The organism is Streptomyces sp. NPDC002564, assembly GCF_042889645.1.
Classification (GTDB): Bacteria; Actinomycetota; Actinomycetes; order Streptomycetales; family Streptomycetaceae; genus Streptomyces.
On the sequence record NZ_JBIARE010000010.1, the window covers coordinates 1 to 18,054 of the forward strand.

At 73.7% G+C, this 18,054-nt stretch carries 20 protein-coding genes; 16 read left to right on the forward strand and 4 right to left on the reverse strand.

The annotated features are described in order from the left end of the window. From ACFYXE_RS29545 to ACFYXE_RS29580, 8 genes are all read left to right on the forward strand, one after another. The coding region (locus ACFYXE_RS29545) for an amidohydrolase family protein (protein ID WP_389317643.1) at nt 1-564 on the forward strand (564 nt) is incomplete at its 5' end. Between the two features lie 116 nt (nt 565-680). Further along, entirely contained in the window at nt 681-1,694 is a 1,014-nt protein-coding gene (locus tag ACFYXE_RS29550) for an agmatine/peptidylarginine deiminase (protein ID WP_389317646.1), read from the forward strand. 17 nt (nt 1,695-1,711) lie between these two features. Continuing rightward, a complete protein-coding gene (locus ACFYXE_RS29555) occupies nt 1,712-3,385 on the forward strand; it encodes an ABC transporter substrate-binding protein (protein WP_389317649.1) in 1,674 nt (557 codons plus the stop codon). Further along, the gene (locus tag ACFYXE_RS29560; RefSeq protein WP_389317652.1) at nt 3,382-4,341 is read left to right on the forward strand and encodes an ABC transporter permease; all 960 of its coding nucleotides are present in this window, start codon (nt 3,382-3,384) and stop codon (nt 4,339-4,341) included. Before ACFYXE_RS29555 ends, ACFYXE_RS29560 begins: the two co-directional genes overlap by 4 nt. Then, a complete protein-coding gene (locus tag ACFYXE_RS29565; protein WP_389317655.1) occupies nt 4,338-5,192 on the forward strand; it encodes an ABC transporter permease in 855 nt (284 codons plus the stop codon). The genes ACFYXE_RS29560 and ACFYXE_RS29565 overlap by 4 nt, the downstream gene beginning before the upstream one ends. Beyond that, a complete protein-coding gene (locus ACFYXE_RS29570) occupies nt 5,189-6,223 on the forward strand; it encodes an ABC transporter ATP-binding protein (RefSeq protein ID WP_389317659.1) in 1,035 nt (344 codons plus the stop codon). The genes ACFYXE_RS29565 and ACFYXE_RS29570 overlap by 4 nt, the downstream gene beginning before the upstream one ends. Then, a complete protein-coding gene (locus ACFYXE_RS29575; protein WP_389317663.1) occupies nt 6,216-7,049 on the forward strand; it encodes an ABC transporter ATP-binding protein in 834 nt (277 codons plus the stop codon). The genes ACFYXE_RS29570 and ACFYXE_RS29575 overlap by 8 nt, the downstream gene beginning before the upstream one ends. Before the next feature lie 98 nt (nt 7,050-7,147). After that, on the forward strand, nt 7,148-8,308 hold the full coding sequence (locus ACFYXE_RS29580) for an agmatine/peptidylarginine deiminase (RefSeq protein WP_389317666.1): 1,161 nt from the start codon (nt 7,148-7,150) through the stop codon (nt 8,306-8,308). A gap of 24 nt (nt 8,309-8,332) precedes the next feature. Here the strand turns inward: ACFYXE_RS29580 and ACFYXE_RS29585 are convergent, their stop codons facing one another. From ACFYXE_RS29585 to ACFYXE_RS29600, 4 genes are all read right to left on the reverse strand, one after another. Continuing rightward, nucleotides 8,333-9,025, reverse strand: a complete 693-nt coding sequence (locus tag ACFYXE_RS29585) for a VanZ family protein (protein ID WP_389317669.1) — start codon at nt 9,023-9,025, stop codon at nt 8,333-8,335. Nucleotides 9,026-9,056: 31 nt separating this feature from the next. Next, nucleotides 9,057-9,449 carry a DUF2267 domain-containing protein gene (locus ACFYXE_RS29590; RefSeq protein ID WP_361176468.1) on the reverse strand — a complete coding sequence of 131 codons (393 nt, stop codon included), beginning with the start codon at nt 9,447-9,449 and terminating at the stop codon, nt 9,057-9,059. Between the two features lie 64 nt (nt 9,450-9,513). Further along, nucleotides 9,514-10,008 (reverse strand): hemerythrin domain-containing protein, encoded by a 495-nt coding sequence (locus ACFYXE_RS29595; protein WP_361176470.1) that lies wholly within the window; start codon nt 10,006-10,008, stop codon nt 9,514-9,516. A gap of 121 nt (nt 10,009-10,129) precedes the next feature. Beyond that, nucleotides 10,130-11,080, reverse strand: a complete 951-nt coding sequence (locus ACFYXE_RS29600; RefSeq protein ID WP_389317674.1) for a YihY/virulence factor BrkB family protein — start codon at nt 11,078-11,080, stop codon at nt 10,130-10,132. Between the two features lie 472 nt (nt 11,081-11,552). On the opposite strand from ACFYXE_RS29600, the gene ACFYXE_RS29605 reads away from it, so the two are divergent. The 8 genes from ACFYXE_RS29605 (at nt 11,553) to ACFYXE_RS29640 (ending at nt 17,993) form a co-directional block, all read left to right on the forward strand. Then, nucleotides 11,553-12,719, forward strand: coding sequence for an amidohydrolase family protein (locus tag ACFYXE_RS29605; protein ID WP_389317677.1), 1,167 nt, complete (start codon nt 11,553-11,555; stop codon nt 12,717-12,719). 92 nt (nt 12,720-12,811) lie between these two features. Then, entirely contained in the window at nt 12,812-13,231 is a 420-nt protein-coding gene (locus ACFYXE_RS29610; RefSeq protein WP_361176476.1) for an STAS domain-containing protein, read from the forward strand. Between the two features lie 13 nt (nt 13,232-13,244). After that, the gene (locus tag ACFYXE_RS29615) at nt 13,245-13,694 is read left to right on the forward strand and encodes an ATP-binding protein (RefSeq protein WP_389317682.1); all 450 of its coding nucleotides are present in this window, start codon (nt 13,245-13,247) and stop codon (nt 13,692-13,694) included. Between the two features lie 202 nt (nt 13,695-13,896). Further along, entirely contained in the window at nt 13,897-15,582 is a 1,686-nt protein-coding gene (locus tag ACFYXE_RS29620; protein WP_389317685.1) for a PP2C family protein-serine/threonine phosphatase, read from the forward strand. Beyond that, nucleotides 15,579-16,664 carry a B12-binding domain-containing protein gene (locus ACFYXE_RS29625; RefSeq protein WP_389317688.1) on the forward strand — a complete coding sequence of 362 codons (1,086 nt, stop codon included), beginning with the start codon at nt 15,579-15,581 and terminating at the stop codon, nt 16,662-16,664. The genes ACFYXE_RS29620 and ACFYXE_RS29625 overlap by 4 nt, the downstream gene beginning before the upstream one ends. Then, complete coding sequence (locus tag ACFYXE_RS29630; protein ID WP_389317691.1) at nt 16,661-17,065, forward strand: STAS domain-containing protein; 405 nt, start codon at nt 16,661-16,663, stop codon at nt 17,063-17,065. Before ACFYXE_RS29625 ends, ACFYXE_RS29630 begins: the two co-directional genes overlap by 4 nt. A 110-nt stretch (nt 17,066-17,175) precedes the next feature. Beyond that, nucleotides 17,176-17,760 carry a DUF2975 domain-containing protein gene (locus ACFYXE_RS29635; protein ID WP_389317694.1) on the forward strand — a complete coding sequence of 195 codons (585 nt, stop codon included), beginning with the start codon at nt 17,176-17,178 and terminating at the stop codon, nt 17,758-17,760. After that, nucleotides 17,760-17,993: a helix-turn-helix domain-containing protein gene (locus ACFYXE_RS29640; RefSeq protein ID WP_389317697.1), complete on the forward strand. Its 234-nt coding sequence runs from the start codon at nt 17,760-17,762 to the stop codon at nt 17,991-17,993. The genes ACFYXE_RS29635 and ACFYXE_RS29640 overlap by 1 nt, the downstream gene beginning before the upstream one ends. The last annotated feature ends 61 nt before the right edge of the window (nt 17,994-18,054 follow it).

The window sequence follows — 18,054 nt, forward strand, 5'->3', positions numbered from 1 at the left end:
GGGAAGATGAAGGCCGAGCTGGGTCCGATGGAGGGGGACGGGCCGCGGGACGACAATGCGCGGGTGCTGCGGTACATGGCGAAGCTGACGATCAATCCGGCTCTTGCGCACGGTCTGGCCCATGAGGTCGGTTCTCTGGAGGTCGGCAAGCTCGCCGACATCGTCCTGTGGCGTCCCCAGTACTTCGGCGCCAAACCGCAGATGGTCCTCAAGTCAGGAGTGCCGGCCTACGGCGTGACGGGTGACCCCAACGCGGCGACCGACCACTGCGAACCCCTCGTGCTGGGCCCGTTGTTCGGGGGGCACGGTGCCGTGCCGGCCGACATCTCGGTGGCGTTCGTCGCGCAGGCCGCCCTCGACCAGGGCAACGACACCATGACCACCCGGCGCCGCCGGGTCGCCGTCCGCGGCACCCGCGGCATCGGCCCCGCCGACATGATCGGCAACACCCGCCTCGGGGACGTCCAGGTGGACGCCCGCACCGGCCTGGTCACGCTCGACGGCGACCCGGTCCGCTCCGGGCCCGCCGACTCCGTATCCCTGAGCCGCCTCTACTTCCTGTGACGCACGGCGTCCAGGACCGGCCGGCCACCGGGTCGGCCCCCGCTTCCCCCCTTCCCCCCGCTTCCCCCCTTCCCCCCCCACCCTTTCCCATCCCTTCCGCACGAAGAGAGACCCTCATGACCGTCTTCCGTATGCCCGCCGAATGGTCCGAGCACGAGGGCTGCCTGATGGCCTGGCCCACCCGCGCCGACCTGTGGGACAGCGTGCTCGACCAGGTGAAGGGCGAGTACGCGGACGTCGCCCGCGCCATCGCCGAGTTCGAGCCCGTCACCATGGTCGCCCCGCCCGGCCACGCGGCCGACGCCCGCGCCCACTGCGGCGACGGCGTCGAGGTGATCGAACTCCCGCTGGACGACTCGTGGTTCCGCGACTCGGCGCCGCTGTTCGTCCTCGACGGGGACGGCCGCCGCGCCGGCGTCGACTTCCGGTTCAACGCCTGGGGCGGCAAGCACCACCCGTACGACGCCGACGACCGGATCAGCGGACTGCTGCTCGACCGGCTCGGCGTCGAGCGCATCGCCTCCGACATGATCCTGGAGGGCGGATCGGTCACCGTCGACGGCGAGGGCACGCTGATCACCACCGAACAGTGCCTGCTGCACCCCAACCGCAACCCGGGCATGAGCCGCCAGGAGATAGAGGCCGAGCTGAAGAGTCGCCTCGGCGTCACCAAGGTCGTGTGGCTGCCCTACGGCGGTCTGCTCGACACCGAGACGGACGGACACGTCGACGGCGTCTGCGCGTTCGTCGCGCCCGGCAAGGTCGTCGTCTCGCTGCCCGCCGACCCGGCCCACCCCGACCACGCCCGGATGCGCGCCAACCGGGCCGTCCTGGAGGTCACCACCGACGCGCAGGGCCGCCCGCTGGAGATCGTCGACCTCCCGCAGACCGTCTTCACCCGGGTGGCGGGCGAGGAGGTCGAGGTGTCCTACCTCAACCACTACCTCGCCAACGGCGGTGTGGTCGTGCCGGTCGCCGGGCTGCCCGAGGACGAGGCGGCGCTGGCCGTGCTCGCCGCCGCCCACCCGGACCGCAAGGTCGTCGGGGTGCGGGCCGCCGCCGTCGCGTACGGCGGCGGGGGAGTGCACTGCATCACCCAGCAGATCCCCGCCGCACGCCCCACCGCGTGACGGACGGGTGAGCGACCATGACCACGTCACCGACCTCGTCACCGACCGCCTCGCCCGCACGGCGTGCCGCGCGCCGCGGGCGCCGCCGCCACCGCAGATCCGCCGCCGCGCTCGCCGTCCTCGCCGCCCTGGCGGCCTGCGCGGGACCACCGAGGAACGGCTCCGGCACCCCCTTCGACCTCTCGGCCGCCACCCCGCGGCCCAAGGGCGACATCGACTCCTTCACCTGGGCCCTGTACGCCGAACCGCCCACGCTCGACTACACCGTGGCTTTCGACTACCCGCAGAACATGGTCCTCTCCAACGTCTGCGAGAGCCTGCTGCGCTGGACGCCCGAGCTCACCACCGCCCCGGGACTCGCCCGCAGGACCACCCACCCCGACCCCACCACCTGGGTCTACGACCTGCGCGCGGGAGTGCGCTTCCACAGCGGCGGCACGATGGGCGCCGACGACGTCGTGTACAGCCTGGAACGCCAGCGCGACCCGGACAACGCCGCGGCCTGGGCCCAGGTGTTCCAGAACGTGACCTCGGTGCGCAGGACCGGACCGCTCCAGGTCACCGTGCGGCTCAAGAAGCCCGACTCGCAGTTCCCCCAGTACATGGCGAGCGCCGCCGGAGTGGTCGCCTCCAAGGCCGGCGTCGAGGCGGCGGGCAAGGACTACGGCACCTCCGGCGGACTCGCCTGCACCGGACCGTTCGAGCTCGGCACCTGGCACAAGGGCCAGTCCATCGAACTCGACCGCTTCGACGGCTACTGGGGCAGGCGCGCCAAATCCGGCAAGGTCGTCTTCCGCTTCCTGCCCGACGCGTCGGCCCGCACCAACGCCCTGCTGAGCGGCGAGGCCGACGGCGGCTATCTGATCCCGACCGAGAGCTACGACCGGCTGCGCGGCAGCGGCGTCGGCAAGCTCTACTTCGGCGAGGGCCTGAGCACCGTCAACGTCGCCGTCACAAACCTGCGGGGCGCGCTCGGCGACCTGCGCGTGCGGCGCGCCCTCTCCCTGGCGCTCGACCGTTCCGGTTTCGTGCAGGTCGGCCTCGGCGGCGCCGGCACCCCCACCGGCTCGCCCACCACGCGCGCCACCTGGGCCGGTGCGCCGGAGCGGACCAGAAAACGCGCCTTCGCGGGCCTGCGCCCCGGCAGGCCCGACATCGCACGGGCGAAGGCACTCGTGAAAAAGGCCGGCGCCACCGGCCGGACCCTGACCGTCGCCACCAGCTCCATCGGCCAGGACGTCTCGCTCCTCGCCACCGCCGTACAGGACGCCGGAACCCGCATCGGCCTCGACATCCGGCTCAAGTCCATCGCACCCAACGCGTTCACGGCGCTGTTCACCGACCCCGGCGCCCGCAAGGGCATCGACATGTTCCCGCTCACCTACTACGGCTCGATCACCGACCCGCTCGACGTCCTCACGAACTTCAGGAGCGGCGCCTACCTGAACTTCGCCGGGCACCGCGACCCGGTGTACGACCGGCTCGTCGACCGCGCCACCACGCTGGACGACCCGCGCGAGCGCCTGGCGGTCGAGGCGCGCCTCCAGCGGCGCGCCGCCCGCCAACTGCCCTGGATCCCGGTCGCCGAGTGGCCCACCGCGGTGTTCCTCAACGACCGCATCACGGGCGCCCCGACGAGCATCTCGTACATGTACCACCCGTGGGCCGCCGACGTGGGGGCCGCGCGATGACGTTCCTCAGATTCGCCGCGCGGCGGGTCGCCGAGATGGCCGCCACCCTGCTCGCCGCGTCGTTCGTGGTCTTCGGCGCGATGTATCTGGCGCCGGGCAGCCCCGCGAGCTTCCTCCTCTCGGGCCGCTCGGCCTCACCCGAGGCCGTCGCGTCGATCAACTCCCAGTACCACCTGGACGATCCGTTCGCCGTCCGCTACCTCGACTGGCTCGGCGGCGTCCTGCGGGGCGACTTCGGGCGGTCCATCACCTACCGCACCGACGTGTCCCGGCTCCTCGCGGACCGGCTGCCCACCACGCTCCTGCTGATCCTGATGGCGCTGACCGTCGTCGTGGTCGTCGGGCTCCTCCTCGGCCGGCTCGCCGCCGTACGCGGCGGGCGCACCGACTCCGCCGTCCTCCTCGTCACCACCCTCGCCGTCGGCACCCCCTCGTTCGTCGCGGCCGTCCTGCTCCAGGGTCTCTTCGCCGTCCGCCTCGGCTGGTTCCCCAGCGGCGGCGCGGGCGACGGGCTCCTGGACCAGGTGTGGCACCTGACGCTGCCCGCCGTCGCGCTCGCCCTCTACCTGATCGGCATGCTCGCCCGGGTCACCCGCTCGGCGATGCTCGACGCGCTCGACGGCGAGCACGTCACCGTGGCCCGCAGCAGGGGCGTGCCCGAACGCCACGTCATCCGCCGCCACGTGTTCCGCAACTCCCTCGGCACCGTCCTGACCACCGGCGGCCTCGTCGTCTCCACGCTGCTCGTCTGCACGATCCTCGTGGAGACCGCCTTCAGCGTCGGCGGCATCGGCCAGCTCCTCGAACTGGCCACCACCACCAAGGACTTCCCGACCGTCCAGGCCATCTCCCTGCTGATCGTGGCCCTGTTCATGACGGTGAACCTGGTCGTCGACCTGCTGCTGCCGCTCGTCGACCCCCGGATCACCCTCGGCACCAGGGGGTCCGCCGCATGACCGCCGTCCTCACCCGCCGCCCCGGCCTCGCCCGCCTGCGGGCCGCGGGACCGCCGCTCCACCTCGCCTGTCTCGGCTTCGTCGCGCTGACCGTCACCGCCGCGCTGCTCGCCCCCTGGCTCGTGCCCCACGACCCGAACGCCGTCGACCTCGGCGACGCCCTCGCCGGCCCCTCCGCCGCGCACCCGTTCGGCGTGGACACCGCGGGCCGCGACACCTTCTCCCGGCTGCTCCTGGGCGCCCGCACCTCGCTGCTCGGGCCGCTCGGCGTCGTCGTCCTCTCCACGCTGGCCGGCGTCGCCGTCGGCACCACGGCGGCCTGGCGCGGCGGACGCCTCGACTCGCTGCTCTCCCGCAGCACCGAGGTCGTCTTCGCCTTCCCCGGCCTCCTCCTCGCGATCCTCGTCATCTCCGTGTACGGCGAAGGGCTGCTCGCCCCGGTCCTCGCCCTCGGCATCGCCTACCTGCCCTACGTCAGCCGCTTGACCCGCTCCCTCGTCCTGGCCGAACGCGCCCGCCCCTACGTGAGCGCCTACCGCGTCCAGGGCCACTCGGCCGCGCAGATCTGCCTGCGCCACGTCCTGCCCAACATCGCCCCCGTCGTCCTCGCCCAGGCCACCATCAACTTCGGCTACGCGCTCATGGACCTGGCCGGGCTCTCCTTCCTCGGGCTCGGCGTGCCCCCGCTCACCCCCGACTGGGGCCGCATGGTCTTCGACGGCCAGACCGCCGTCCAGCGCGGCTACCCGCTCTCGGCGGTGCTGCCCTGTGTCCTCATCGTGCTGACCGTCGTCGCGTTCAACGTGGTCGGCGAACGGTGGGCCGACCGCGTCGCCAGGAGAGACCGATGACTCCGTCCACCGCCCGCACCCCGTCCGCCCCGGCGCCCCCGCCCGCCACGACGGGCCGCACCCTCGACATCCGCGGGCTGCGCATGACGCTGCCCGGCACCGCCCGACCCGTCCTCGACGGCGTCGACCTGACCGTCACCGCCGGGGAGACCGTCGCCCTCGTCGGCGAGTCCGGCTCCGGCAAGACCCTCACCTCACGCAGCGCCCTGCGCCTGCTGCCGTCCGGAGCGCGCACCTCGGGCACGGTGCGCGTCGCCGGCGACGACGTCCTGACCATGGACGCCGAACGGCTGCGCGCCCTGCGGACCGGCACCGCCGCGATGATCTTCCAGGACCCGCGCGCGGCCCTCAACCCCCTGCGCCGCATCGGCGACTTCCTCACCGAGAGCGCCGTGCCGGGCGGGGCGCGGGACCGGGCGGCGGCCACCGCCCGCGCGACCGGACTCCTCGCCGAGGTCGGCGTCGACGAGGCGGTCCTGCGCGCGTACCCGAGCCAGGTCTCCGGCGGCATGCTGCAACGCGTCATGATCGCGGCCGCGCTGATGGGCGACCCGGCGCTGCTGCTCGCCGACGAGCCGACCACCGCCCTCGACGTCACCACCCAGGCCGAGGTCATAGCCCTCCTGCGACGGCTCCAGGAACGCTTCGGCACGGCCCTGCTGTTCGTCACCCACGACCTCGACCTGGCCGCGACGATCAGCGACCGCGTCTACGTGATGTACGCGGGGCGGATCGTGGAGAGCGGCCCCGCGCACGCCCTGTTCGCCCGCCCCGGCCACCCGTACACGGCGGCCCTGCTCTCCTCCACACCCCGCCCGGACGCACCCGTGGGGCGGCTCGCCGCCATCGAAGGACAGCCGCCCGACCTGCGCACCCCGCTGACCGGCTGCCCGTTCGCCGCGCGCTGCCCGCTGGCCACGGAGGTGTGCGACACCCGGGAGCCCGTGCTCCGCCCGGCCTCCGCGGAGCCCGGCCACCGGGCCGCCTGCCACCACGGCGACCATCCCGAAAGGAGCGCCGCCGATGCCTGAGCCGACGGCCCCGCCCGCCTCCCCTCCGAAGCCCGCGCCCGCCCTCCGGGCCGACGGTCTCACCCGCTCCTTCGGCGCCGTACGAGCCGTCGACGGCGTCTCCTTCGTCCTGCCGGAGGGCGGCTCGCTCGGCATCGTCGGCGAGTCGGGCTCCGGCAAGACCACCACCGCCCGCATCGTCGTCGGCCTGGACCGGGCCGACGCCGGGGAGGTCCTGGTGGGCGGGGTGCCCCGGCCCGCCGCGGTGCGCGGGCGCGCCCGGCGGCTGGCCCGCGCCCGCGAGGTGCAGATGGTCTTCCAGGACCCGTATCTCTCCCTCGACCCGCGCACCAGCGTCGACGCGGTGCTGCGCGAGACGCTGCGCCTGCACTTCCCGCGCCGCGACCCGGCACCGCGGGTGCGCGAACTCCTGGACCGGGTGGGGCTCGGGACCCGGGCCGCCGACGCCCGGCCCGGACAGCTCTCCGGCGGCCAGCGCCAGCGCGTCGCCATCGCCCGCGCCCTCGCCGTGGAACCCGCCGTCCTCGTCCTCGACGAGGCGGTGGCCGCCCTGGACGTCTCCGTCCAGGCCCAGATCCTCAACCTCCTCGCCGACATCCGCGAGGAGACGGCGATCGGCTACCTCTTCATCACCCACGACCTCGGCGTGGTCCGGTGCGTCACCGACGACGTGATCGTCATGCGGCACGGCCGCGTCGTCGAGTCGGGCGCCACCGCCGACGTGCTCGACGGACCGAGCCACCCGTACACGCGCCTGCTCATGGACTCCGTGCCGCGCCCGGGCTGGGACCCCGAACGCATCGCGGCCGCCCGCAGGGCCCTCTGACGAACCATCAGCTCGCCACCACGACTCGTCACCCCGTCCACAACCCGTCACCACCACAGAAGAGAAGACCGCACGACACCGACACCAGGAGGCACCAAGTGAACGATCCCACCACCCGCGCGCACACGGCACCGCGGACCGGCAGACGCGGATTCCTCGCGGCCGCGGGAGCGACCGCCGTCGGCGCCGCCCTCGCCGTGGCCGGCCGGGACAGCGCCGCCGCCCGGCCGGGCCGCGCCCCCGGGGCCGCCGCCTTCCGCGTCCCGGTCGAGGACGTCCGCCACACCCGTACCTGGATGACGTGGCCGGACAGCACGGCGATCTGGAACGGCGGGAGCCTCGCCGGGGTGCAGGCCGACATCGCGCTGATCGCGCGGACCGTCGCCCGGTACGAACCGGTCGTCATGTGCGCCAACCCGGCGAGCGCGGCCAAGGCCCGCTCGCAGTGCGGGACGTCGGTCACGGTCATCGACTCGATCCCCGTCGACGACTGCTGGACGCGCGACACCGGCCCGGTCTTCCGCACCGACGGCACCGGCGGACTCGACGCGGTCGGCCTCAACTTCAACGGCTGGGGCGGCAAACAGACCCACGCCAAGGACGCACGGGTCGCCGAACGCATCGCCGCCCACGTCGGTGTGCCCTTCACCCGCGCCGCGTTCGTCGGTGAGGGCGGCGCCGTCGAACAGGACGGCGCGGGCACGCTGATGGCGACCCGCAGCAGCCTGCTCAACCGCAACAGGAACCCCGGCATGACCCAGGCCCGCCTGGAGGGAGCGATGCGGGACGCCTACGGCGCGTCCAAGGTCATCTGGTTCGAGGGCGTGTACGGACAGGACATCACCGACGACCACGTCGACGCCACCTCACGGTTCCTCGCCGAGGGCGAGGCGCTCGTCCAACTGCCCCTGGCCTCGGACGACGACGCGTACGCCGAGGACGCCCGCCGCCAGTACCGTGCCCTCACCGCGGCGACGACCGCCGCGGGCCGGCCGATGGACGTCCTGCGGCTGCAGGGCCCCGACTACGCGCGCATCCGCTCCACGAACCCGGACTTCCTGGCCTCGTACGCGAACTTCTACCTCTGCAACGGCGCCCTGATCTGCGCCCACTTCGGCGACACCCGCGCCGACGCGGCGGCCAAGTCCGTCCTCTCCCGCCTGTACCCGGACCGCAGGATCGAGCAGCTGAACATCGACCGGCTCGGTGCGGGCGGCGGCGGCATCCACTGCGTCACACAGCAGCAGCCCGTGCCCTGAGGGGCACTCCGCGGCGCCCGCGCGTCAGGCGCGGGTGGCCGCGTCCCGCCGGGTGAAGCGGTGCCACCAGTGCCGCCGCCGCGGATGCACGGCCCGGCCCAGCCGGCGGCCGAGCAGCAGGTAACCCAGCAGGGCGCCCGACGTGTTGAGGATGACGTCGTCGATGTCGAAGGTGCGTCCGGTCACGAAGGCGCCCTGCGCCAGCTCGACGAGCACCATGGTCAGCGCCGTGGCGAGACCGACCCGGATGAAGCCGCGGGTGCGGGGGAGCACCACGGGCAGCAGCATCCCGAACGGCACGCCCAGCAGGATGTTCCCGCCGAGCTGCTTGACGGTGTCCCGGAAGGCGGGCTGTGCCAGGTAGTCGCCGATCGAGTCGCCCGGCGTGAAGTTGCTGTGCGTCAGCGCCTCGGAGGACGCGGACGGCTCCAGCGTGAGCCGGGCGAGCACCACCGCGAACCCGACCATGCACGCGAAGCCGAGCAGCATCATCGTGACGCGGGCCAGCGGGGGCAGCGGCGCCGCGCGCCGGGCCGCGTCGTCGGCGGGCGGCGGGGCGGTCGCCCGGGGCCGCCGCCCCGCCGTTCCGGAGCGGAATGCTCCCTTGGCGCCGGTGGAGCCACCGGCGCCACCGGTCCTGCCGGACCGGGTCGTCCTGCCGGTCCGGGTGGCCCTCCCGGTGCCACCTATCGCTTTGGATCGGCCTGTCCATGCCATCGAACCCTCCAGAAAGGCTGTGCCTCGACGCTCAGGTCGGATCGGTGCGGCCGAACAGGCCCGCGTGCCCCGGGGGGAGCTGGGTGAGGATGCGGCGCAGCAGCGCGTCGTCCACCGCCTCGGCGACCGTGCCGAGCACGGCGGTGACGGCGCGCCGCGCGCCGGGCGCGCCGTCACCCGTCCGGGTGGCCACCGCGTCGACGAACTGCACGGGCGTCAGTGCCTCGCCGGCCGGCTCCGCGCCGTCCAGGAGCGGCCCGCACTGCTCGGGCAGCAGCCGCGCCAGGTCGGTGCGGTCGTCCCCGACCAGGTGGGCCCCGAGGACGACCAGGACGTTTTCGACGGCGCCCGCCGCCTGCTGACGACTGGCGAAGTCCCCTTTCTCCCGCACCTGATCCAGCAGTACTTCCAGGGTGGTGTCCATGCTGAGTCCCCACTCGTGGCCGTGCCCCGCAGGGCCCCGGCCGCTGCCCCGACCGCGGGCGCGGTCAGGCGTGCACGATGCGGCGTACGTTGTCGATGTCGCCGCAGCGCGCCCGCAGCTGTCGGCCCCGCTCGTCGGCGAAAGCGGCGCCGAGCCGTGACCGGCCCGCGCTGGGGACGCTCTCGCGGGTGTCCGCGAGGAGCGTCGTCTCCGTCTCCCGGGTGTAGGCGGTCACCGATCCGGCGAGCTCGTCGAGTCTGGCGTCCCAGGTGTGCGGGGATCCCGCCAGTGCCTCGAACAGGTCGAGCAGCGCCTCGGCGCCCTCCTCGTGGGCGGCGACACCGCGTTCGATCGCGCGGCCGTCGATGCCTTCGTACCGTGTGAGTGCGGGGTAGACCTCGGCCTCCTCGGCCCGCACATGGGCGACGTACAGATCCGCGAACTCGTGCAGCGCGTGGCGGCGGACGCTCTCCATGCCGCCGCGCAACTGCCGGAGCAGATCTCCCGCGATCCGGTGGTCCTTGAGGATCAGCTCGATCACGTCCTGCGACGCGTACATCACGTGCCCGCCTCTCGTCCGTTCCCGCTCCGATACCCGGAGTCGGCGCACTGATGCGTCCCGCGCACCCGGGGCGTCGGGTATCGCCCGAACGGCCCACGGGGCCCGCGCCGCCCGGGGTTCAGCCCGCGGCGGCCCGCGCGCGGTCCATCTCCACGGTGAACTGGGCCCCGGCCAGCAGCGCCAGGTTGGACACCCACAGCCACACCAGGAAGACGACGACCCCGGCGAGCGAGCCGTAGAGCTTGCCGTACGTGCCGAACCCGGACGCGTACAGCGTGAACACGCCGGAGGAGAGCAGCCACAACAGGGACGCGAGGAGCCCGCCGGGCAGGATGTGGCGCCAGTCGCGGGCCGCGGGCGGGGCGTTGCGGAAGAGGACCAGGACGAGCAGCGCCACCAGGCAGAGCAGGGCCGGCCAGCGCAGCACGGCCCAGGCGGTCTGTCCCGCGTCGCCGAGGCCGATGCGCCGCCCGACGCTGCCCGCGAGCGACCCGGTGAGCACGAGCAGCAGGGCGCTGGCGACCAGCAGGGCGAGCAGCGTCACCGCGGTCATCAGGACGCGGTGCGCCTTGCGCCAGGCCGGCCGGGTGTCCTCGACGCCGTGCATCGCGTGCAGCGCCCGCCGGAACACGGCCGCGTAGCTGGAGGCGGACCACAGCGCGCTGACCAGGCCGGCGATCACCACGGTCAGCGCGGCGGAGCGTGCGTCCGCCATCTCGGTGAGCGCCGAGTGCAGTGAGCGGCCCGACTCGGCGGGCGCCCAGTCGGTGACCTCGGCGATGAGGGTCTGGGTGGTGGAGGGGCTGACCAGACTGATCAGGCTGACGGTGACCAGCATGGCCGGGAGCAGGGAGAGGATCGCGTAGTACGTCAGTGCCGCCGCCCAGTCCGACACGTCGTCGTCCCACATCGACACCGGGGTGCGGCGCAGCGCGGCGCGGCGCAGGGCCCACGGCGAGGGGGTGTCGGGGCCGTCGGCCGCGGTCGCGGACGCGGGGGAGGAGCCTGCCCCGCGACCGTGCGGGAGCCGGGCGGGCACGCCGTGCACGGTGGGCGGTGAACTCTCCATCGGGGTGCTCCTTCTTGCGTGTCGGCGGCACGGAAGCCGCCGTCTTGTTCCCTTGTTCCCTCGTACGGGCTGTTCCCCCGTACGGGCCGGTGACCGCTTCGGGCCCGACCGTCGGACGTCACGACTGGTTGGACACGCGGCGCGGGATCTTGTGACGGAGAGAGCCGGAACATCTTTGTGCCGGGCCATTTGTCCGGGTTCGTCCGGGACTTGTGTGCGGGCGGGCCGCCGATGCGTCCGGGGACGACAGAAGCCCCGGACGTCCGCGTACGGAGTCCAGGGCTTGTCTGGAGCGCTGGGCAGGCCTTGCACCTGCATTTCCCCGCAGGAAGCGGGGCGTCTTTCCTTGGACGACCAACGCCGGTCCACCGGCCGGAAGTCCGGCCCGCGGAAGCAAGATCGATCCTAGCCCATCCCGGGCACCGCTTCGTACCACCGCCGCCACGGGCCGTGCGGGCGGGACAATGGGGACATGCTGATCATCGCGGACCGGGTCCTGACGGACACGGACACCTTCCTGGAGAACGGCGCCGTGCTCGTCGAGGGCGATGCGATCACCGCCGTCGGCCCCGCCGCGGAGCTCGACGCCCTGACGGACCCCGGCGTCCCGCGCCGCCTCCACCCCGGCACGCTCATGCCCGGCCTCGTCGACTCGCACGTCCACCTGATCTTCGACGGCGGCCCCGACCCGGTCGCCGGCCTCCACGAGCCCGACGACGTACTCCTCGACCGGATGCGCGAGCGCGCGCGGCACCTGCTGCGGGCCGGCGTCACGACGGCGCGCGACCTCGGCGACCGGAACGGCCTGGCCCTGCGGGTCGCCGCCGAGACCGCGTCCGGCGCCCTCGCGGGACCGCACCTCCTCGCCGCGGGCACCCCCGCGACGCCGCCCGGCGGGCACTGCCACTTCCTGGGCGGCGAGGTCCGCGGCGAGCGCCAGGTGCGCGACCTGGTCCGGCGCAACGCCGCCGCGGGCGCCGCCGTCATCAAGGTCATGACCAGCGGGGGCGGGCTGACCAAGGACGGCCCGCGCAGCTGGCAGAGCCAGTTCACGCCGGAGGAGCTGCACGCCCTGGTCGACGAGGCGCACCGCGCCGGGCTGCCCGTGGCCGCGCACGCCCACGGCGCGGACGCGATCGCCGCGGCCGTCGACGCCGGGGCCGACACCCTCGAACACTGCACGTGGATGACCGAGACCGGCTTCGACCTGCGGCCCGAGGTGCTCCGGCGCATCGTCGACCGGCGCATCGCGGTCAGCCTGACCGTCAGCCCGCACTGGCGCCTGCTGCCCAAGGTGTTCGGCGAGGAGCGCGCCGCGACCATGTTCGACCAGGTCCGGCGGATGGCGGAGGCGGGGGCGAACATCATCCTCGGCACCGACGCCGGGGTCCAGCGCACCGGCTTCGACGGGCTGCCCGGCGCACTGTCGTTCTACGCCCACCTCGGCATCCCGCACGAACGGATCCTCGCCATGGCCACCCGGCACGCCGCCGAGGCCCTCGGGCTCGGCGCGGTGACCGGCCGGATCGCCCCGGGATTCCGGGCCGACCTGCTCCTCGTCGACGGCGATCCGCTCGCGGATCCCGACGCGCTGGGGCGGATCCGAACGGTCTTCTCGAAGGGGCGAGCCCTGACGTGAGGGCGTAAGGGGGCAGGTCGGGGGTACGTAGAATCGCCCGGGTACCCAATGCCGACCGCGGGCGCACTGCCGCCCGGACCAGGGAGTTGCCCATGACGGAGAGACCGGAGAGCAGTGTGAGCACACGGCACGACACCGCGGCGGACCTCTCGGTCACGCACCGCGGCCCGGTCCCGGTCGTGGCCGCGGCGGGCTCGCTCGACGCGGACAACGTGGACGAGCTGCAGACGGCACTGGCCGATGCCTGCGCGTCGGGCGCCGCCGCGGACCCGTCCGCCCCCTTCGGACCGCGGGTGCGCACGGTGCTCGACCTCTCGGGGCTGCACTTCGCGGACTCGTCGGTGCTGCACGTCCTCCTGGAGTCCCAGCGTCAACACAGGGCGACCGGTAAACAGTTGGTGGTGTGCGGCCCTTTTCGGCCGGTGGTGCACCGACTGTTCGACGTCACGGGCACCGCGGAATTCTTCGACCTGTCCGAGGACCTCGAGACGGCTTTGTCTGCGGCCCGATGAGGGGGGCTTGCGTGTGAGTCCCGACGCACCGTCCGACTGGCCGCGCGAGAGCGAGCCCCTGGCGACGCTGCCCGCCGCCGCGCCGCTCCCGGCCACGGCGAGCGAGGCGCGCGGGCAGGTCGTCGCCGTCCTGCAGGCCCGCGCCGACCACTGCGGGACCGCGGTCGGCGAACGCGCCCTGGCCGACATCCTCCTCGTCGTCTCCGAACTGCTCACCAACGCCCTGCGGCACGGCGGCGGCGTCACCCGCTTCGAGGTCGGCGCCCGGGCCGAGGAGATACGGGTGACCGTGGGCGACCGGTCGACGGATCTGCCGCGCCGGCGGACCGTCGACCAGCAGCGCGCCCGGGCGGGCGGCGAGGGCGGCTACGGCTGGCCCCTCGTCCACCAACTGGCCACCGGGATCACGATCACCCTGGAGCGCGACGGCAAGCTCATCACCGTGACGCTGCCCCTGAGGTGATCCGCTGCCCCGAGGTGATCCGCCGCCGCTCGAACATCTGGCGCACGCTCGCGCACACATGGGGCTGAGCGGCGCAGAACCTCCCCCATGGGGTGGATTCCTGGCGATGGTTTGCCTCCACCGGTGCTGACGAGGGACCGTTTTCCCACGCCCGCTGACGCTCCGGAAGGGGGTGGGGGCCCGCACCGCGCGCCCGGACGACATGACCGCACCGAAACAGGCCGACGCGACGACCCGCGCCGCACCGGCGGCCCTGGCCGAGGCATGGGCCGGCGCACCGCACCCCGTGCTCGTCGCCGACGACGGCGGCCGGGTGGCCGCCACGAACGAGGTCGGCGGGCTGCTGCTGCCGCGGGCCACGCACGGCATGCCGCTGGCCGAGGCCGTACCGAAGTGGCTGGCCGACGCGCACGCCCGGCTGGTCGACGACGGCTCCCGGCTCGCCCTGCCCGCGCAGACCCGGCGGGAACCGGACGTCGTGCGCGGCGGGATCGGCGAGCGCAGCTTCGAGGCGCGCCCCGCCCGCCTCGACGACCGGCACTGGGCCTGGTGGCTCGCGGAGGACACGCACCGCCGCGCCGCCGAGGACGAACTCCGTGCGGAACGCAGACGCACGGCACTGCTCGCGGATGTCTCCCAGCAATTACTGGCCTCGCTCAACGTCGAGCGCTGCATGGAAGTGACGGCCACCATGGCGGCAGGACACCTGTGCGACGCGGCCCTGGTGATCGCACCGGGCCGCGGCAACGTGTACCCGGTGACCTTCACCGGCCCGGCCGGGGAGGTCACGCACACCACCCTCACCGTGGACCTGGCGGAGGTGCCCGGACTCAGCGAGGCGATGCAGGGCTTCCCGCCGGTGCCCTCGCGCTGGATCGACCCCTCCGTGCTCCCGGAGTGGGCCGTGCCCGCGCACTTCACCGGCCCCGTCTGCTCGGTGGTGATCACCCCGCTGCCCGGCCACGGCGTGCCGGCGGGCGTGCTGATGCTGCTGCGGTCCACCGACCGCAGCGCGTTCACCGAGGCCGAGGAGCTCTTCGCGCGGATCTTCGCCGCCCGGGCCGGCGCCGCGGTCTCCGCCGCCCGGCTCTACGCCGAGCAGAGCTCCATCTCCCGCACCCTGATGCGCGACCTGCTGCCGCCCACGCTGCACGCGGTGCACGGCGTGGAGTTCGCGGGCGGCTACATCGCCGCGGGCCCGGACGAGCGGATCGGCGGCGACTTCTACGACGTGCACGCGGGGCAGAGCTCGGAGGACGAGACGCTCGCCGTCCTCGGCGACGTCTGCGGCAAGGGCCTGGAAGCGGCCGCGCTCACCGGCAAGATCCGCAACACCGTGCAGGCGCTGCGCTCGATGGGCGACGACCACCAGCGGCTGCTCGGGCTGCTCAACGAATCGCTGCTGCAGAACGAGCACACCCGGTTCGCCACCCTCGCGCTGGCCTCCGTGGTGCGCCGCGGCAACGGCGTCGACCTGCGCGTCACCAGCGCGGGCCACCCGCAGCCGCTGATCGCCCGCGCGGACGGCACGGTGACCGAGGCCGAGACGAAGGGCACGCTGATCGGCGCCCTGCCCGACGTCACGTCGACCACGGCGCACATCCGGCTCAAGCCGGGCGAGGTGTGCCTGCTGTTCAGCGACGGCATCCTGGAGGCGACGGGCGGGCCGATGGGCACGGAGATGTTCGGGCAGGAGCGGCTGTCACGGGCGCTCTCGGAGTGCTTCGGGATGGTGGCCGAGGCCGTCGTCGAGCGGGTGCAGATGCTGGCGACGCAGTGGGTGGGCCGGGGCGCGCACGACGACATGGCCGTGGTCGCCATAGCCGTGCCGCGCCACCAGCACCTCAGCGCCGTCGACGGACACACCCGAGGCAGGTACACCGGATGACCGCTCCTCCCGCCCAGGACGCCCAGGACGCCCTGAACCCAGTCCGCGCCCAGCTCTGGCACGACGTGCGCGACGGCGACGAGACCGCGGCCGCCCGCACGGTGCGGGCCGCGGTCGACGCGGGCACCTCGTACGAGAGCGTCCTGCTCGACCTCATCGCCCCCGTGCAGCGGCGGGTCGGGCTCGAATGGCAGGCCAACCGCATCACCGTCGCCCAGGAGCACGCGGCCACGGCCATCAACGAACGCGTCATCACGCTCACCGCAGGCCTGCCCGCCGCGCCGCCGCACCGCGGCCGCGTCACCATCGCCTGCGTGGACGGCGAGTGGCACGCCCTGCCGGCCCGGCTGCTCGCCGAGGTGCTGCGGCTGCGGGGCTGGCAGGTCGACTTCCTCGGCGCCCACACGCCCACCCCGCACCTGGTCCGCCATCTGCACCAGCACGTGCCCGACGCGGTGGCGCTGTCCTCCTCGATCCCGACGAACCTCCCCGTCGCCCACGCCGCGCTCACCGCCTGCCAGGCCATCGGCATGCCGGTCCTGGTCGGCGGCGCGGCCTTCGGCCCCGGCGGGCGCTACGCGGAGGTCCTCGGCGCCGACGCCTGGGCCGCCGACGCGCGCGACGCGGCCGTGCTGCTCGAACACGGCCTGGACCGGCCGAGGGTGATGCTCCATCAGGCCGTGGACGACCTGCCGCACCTCATCGACCAGGAGTACTCGATGGTGGCGCGCACCCGCGGCGAACTCGTCAAGGAGGTGCTCGTCGAACTGGAGCGGCTCTTCCCCCCGATGGCCCGGTACACGGCGCAGCAGCGCCAGCACACCGCCGAGGACATCGCGCACATCGCCGACTACCTCGCCACGGCCCTCTACTTGGACGACGACGAGCTCTTCGCCAGCTTCCTCGACTGGACGGCGGACATCCTCGCCGCACGGCACGTCCCCGCCCACAGCCTGCTCCTCGCCCTGGACGTGCTGGGCCGCAGGCTGTCCGACTTCCCGCGCGCGACCCGCGTGCTGGCATCCGCCCACCATGCCCTCGGCGCTCGGCAGGCGAGCCCCAACCCCGGAGAGAACGCATGATCCGCCCCGCCTCCCGCCTCACCCTGCACGCCGAGTTCCACCAGGGCGTCGTGACCGTCCACGTGGGCGGCAGCCTGGAGTACGGAGTGACCGAGAGCCTCGTCGCCATCGTCCGGGACCAGCTCGACCGGAGCCGGGCGGGCGGCCCGGAGACCCGGCAACTGGACCTGGACGTGGCCGAGTTGACGTTCATCGACTCGATGGGTCTGGCCGCCCTGCTGATGATCCGCCGGGTGACGGATACGCACGGCGCCGCCCTGCGCATCAACCACCGCCCGCTCTGCCTGGAGCGGCTGCTCCAGCTGACCGGCACGCTCGACTACCTCACGGCCGCGCGGGCGCCCCGGCGGAGTGCGGGGGCGGAGTGGGCGACGGGGGAGTCGTCGGGATCGTCGGGCTGAGAGGGGAGCGGGCGGGCGGGGTCCCGGCGCGCGGCGTACGGCACGGACTTGTCGATTATCGATATGCCCCTCTAGAGTGGGCATATCGAAAGTCGATGGGTGGGAGTGCGATGAACACGCGGTTTACGAGGATGCTCGCCACGGTGAGCCTCGCGGTGGCGGTCCTGTGCGGGCTCGCCTTCGCCGGCAAGGCGATCACGCACATGACGGACGACGGGGCGGTCTGCGTGGAGACGGGCTTCTGGGCCAACTCCCCGCTGGCGGACGACCTGTCGGTCGGTACGGGCGTCGAGGCGTCCGGCAGCGCCACCCGGCTCTGCCAGGACGACCCCTCCGTGGGGCAGCGCGCCGCCGACCTCGGGGGGCAACTGCCCTGGCTGCTCTTCGCCGCGCTGGCCCTGTGGCTCTTCTCCCGGCTGCTGGACGCCGTGGTGCAGCAGGGGCCGTTCACCCACGAGGTCGCGCGGCGGCTCACCGTCCTCGGCTGGACCGTCACGCTGGGGACGCCGCTCGCCGGTCTCGTCGTCGGCTGGTCGCAGTCCTGGCTCGTCGGGAGCATGGCGCCGATCGTGGGCTCCGGGCCGACGACCACCGGACCGATGGCGCTCATCCTCGCCGGCCTCGCCGCGGTGGTCATGGGCGGCATCATGCGAGAGGGTGTGCGCATGAGAGAGGACCTCGAGGGAACCATCTGATGCCCGAAGAGGAACTCCACGGGATCCGGATCCACTTGGACCGGATCCTTGCCGCGCGCGGCATGACCCTGACCGAGCTCTCCGCCCGGGTGGGGATCACCGTCGTCAACCTGTCCGTGCTCAAGAACGGCCGCGCCAAGGCCGTCCGCTTCTCGACCCTGTCGAAGATCTGCGACGCCCTGGACTGCCAGCCGGGCGACCTGATCACCCACGACCCGGACGCGCCGCTCTAGTCCCGCACGCCGGTGAGCACCCCCGGCGCGAGCCACCGCGGTCCACCGGGTCCCGCTTCCG

Excerpts from the sequence above, each read along its gene's own strand:
- ACFYXE_RS29550 (WP_389317646.1), top strand. The coding sequence starts at position 681 with ATGACCGTCTTCCGTATGCCCGCCGAATGGTCCGAGCACGAGGGCTGC.
- ACFYXE_RS29555 (WP_389317649.1), top strand. The coding sequence starts at position 1,712 with ATGACCACGTCACCGACCTCGTCACCGACCGCCTCGCCCGCACGGCGT.
- ACFYXE_RS29560 (WP_389317652.1), top strand. The coding sequence starts at position 3,382 with ATGACGTTCCTCAGATTCGCCGCGCGGCGGGTCGCCGAGATGGCCGCC.
- ACFYXE_RS29565 (WP_389317655.1), top strand. The coding sequence starts at position 4,338 with ATGACCGCCGTCCTCACCCGCCGCCCCGGCCTCGCCCGCCTGCGGGCC.
- ACFYXE_RS29570 (WP_389317659.1), top strand. The coding sequence starts at position 5,189 with ATGACTCCGTCCACCGCCCGCACCCCGTCCGCCCCGGCGCCCCCGCCC.
- ACFYXE_RS29575 (WP_389317663.1), top strand. The coding sequence starts at position 6,216 with ATGCCTGAGCCGACGGCCCCGCCCGCCTCCCCTCCGAAGCCCGCGCCC.
- ACFYXE_RS29585 (WP_389317669.1), bottom strand. The coding sequence starts at position 9,025 with ATGGCATGGACAGGCCGATCCAAAGCGATAGGTGGCACCGGGAGGGCC.
- ACFYXE_RS29590 (WP_361176468.1), bottom strand. The coding sequence starts at position 9,449 with ATGGACACCACCCTGGAAGTACTGCTGGATCAGGTGCGGGAGAAAGGG.
- ACFYXE_RS29595 (WP_361176470.1), bottom strand. The coding sequence starts at position 10,008 with ATGTACGCGTCGCAGGACGTGATCGAGCTGATCCTCAAGGACCACCGG.
- ACFYXE_RS29600 (WP_389317674.1), bottom strand. The coding sequence starts at position 11,080 with ATGGAGAGTTCACCGCCCACCGTGCACGGCGTGCCCGCCCGGCTCCCG.
- ACFYXE_RS29605 (WP_389317677.1), top strand. The coding sequence starts at position 11,553 with ATGCTGATCATCGCGGACCGGGTCCTGACGGACACGGACACCTTCCTG.
- ACFYXE_RS29610 (WP_361176476.1), top strand. The coding sequence starts at position 12,812 with ATGACGGAGAGACCGGAGAGCAGTGTGAGCACACGGCACGACACCGCG.
- ACFYXE_RS29620 (WP_389317685.1), top strand. The coding sequence starts at position 13,897 with ATGACCGCACCGAAACAGGCCGACGCGACGACCCGCGCCGCACCGGCG.
- ACFYXE_RS29625 (WP_389317688.1), top strand. The coding sequence starts at position 15,579 with ATGACCGCTCCTCCCGCCCAGGACGCCCAGGACGCCCTGAACCCAGTC.
- ACFYXE_RS29630 (WP_389317691.1), top strand. The coding sequence starts at position 16,661 with ATGATCCGCCCCGCCTCCCGCCTCACCCTGCACGCCGAGTTCCACCAG.
- ACFYXE_RS29635 (WP_389317694.1), top strand. The coding sequence starts at position 17,176 with ATGAACACGCGGTTTACGAGGATGCTCGCCACGGTGAGCCTCGCGGTG.
- ACFYXE_RS29640 (WP_389317697.1), top strand. The coding sequence starts at position 17,760 with ATGCCCGAAGAGGAACTCCACGGGATCCGGATCCACTTGGACCGGATC.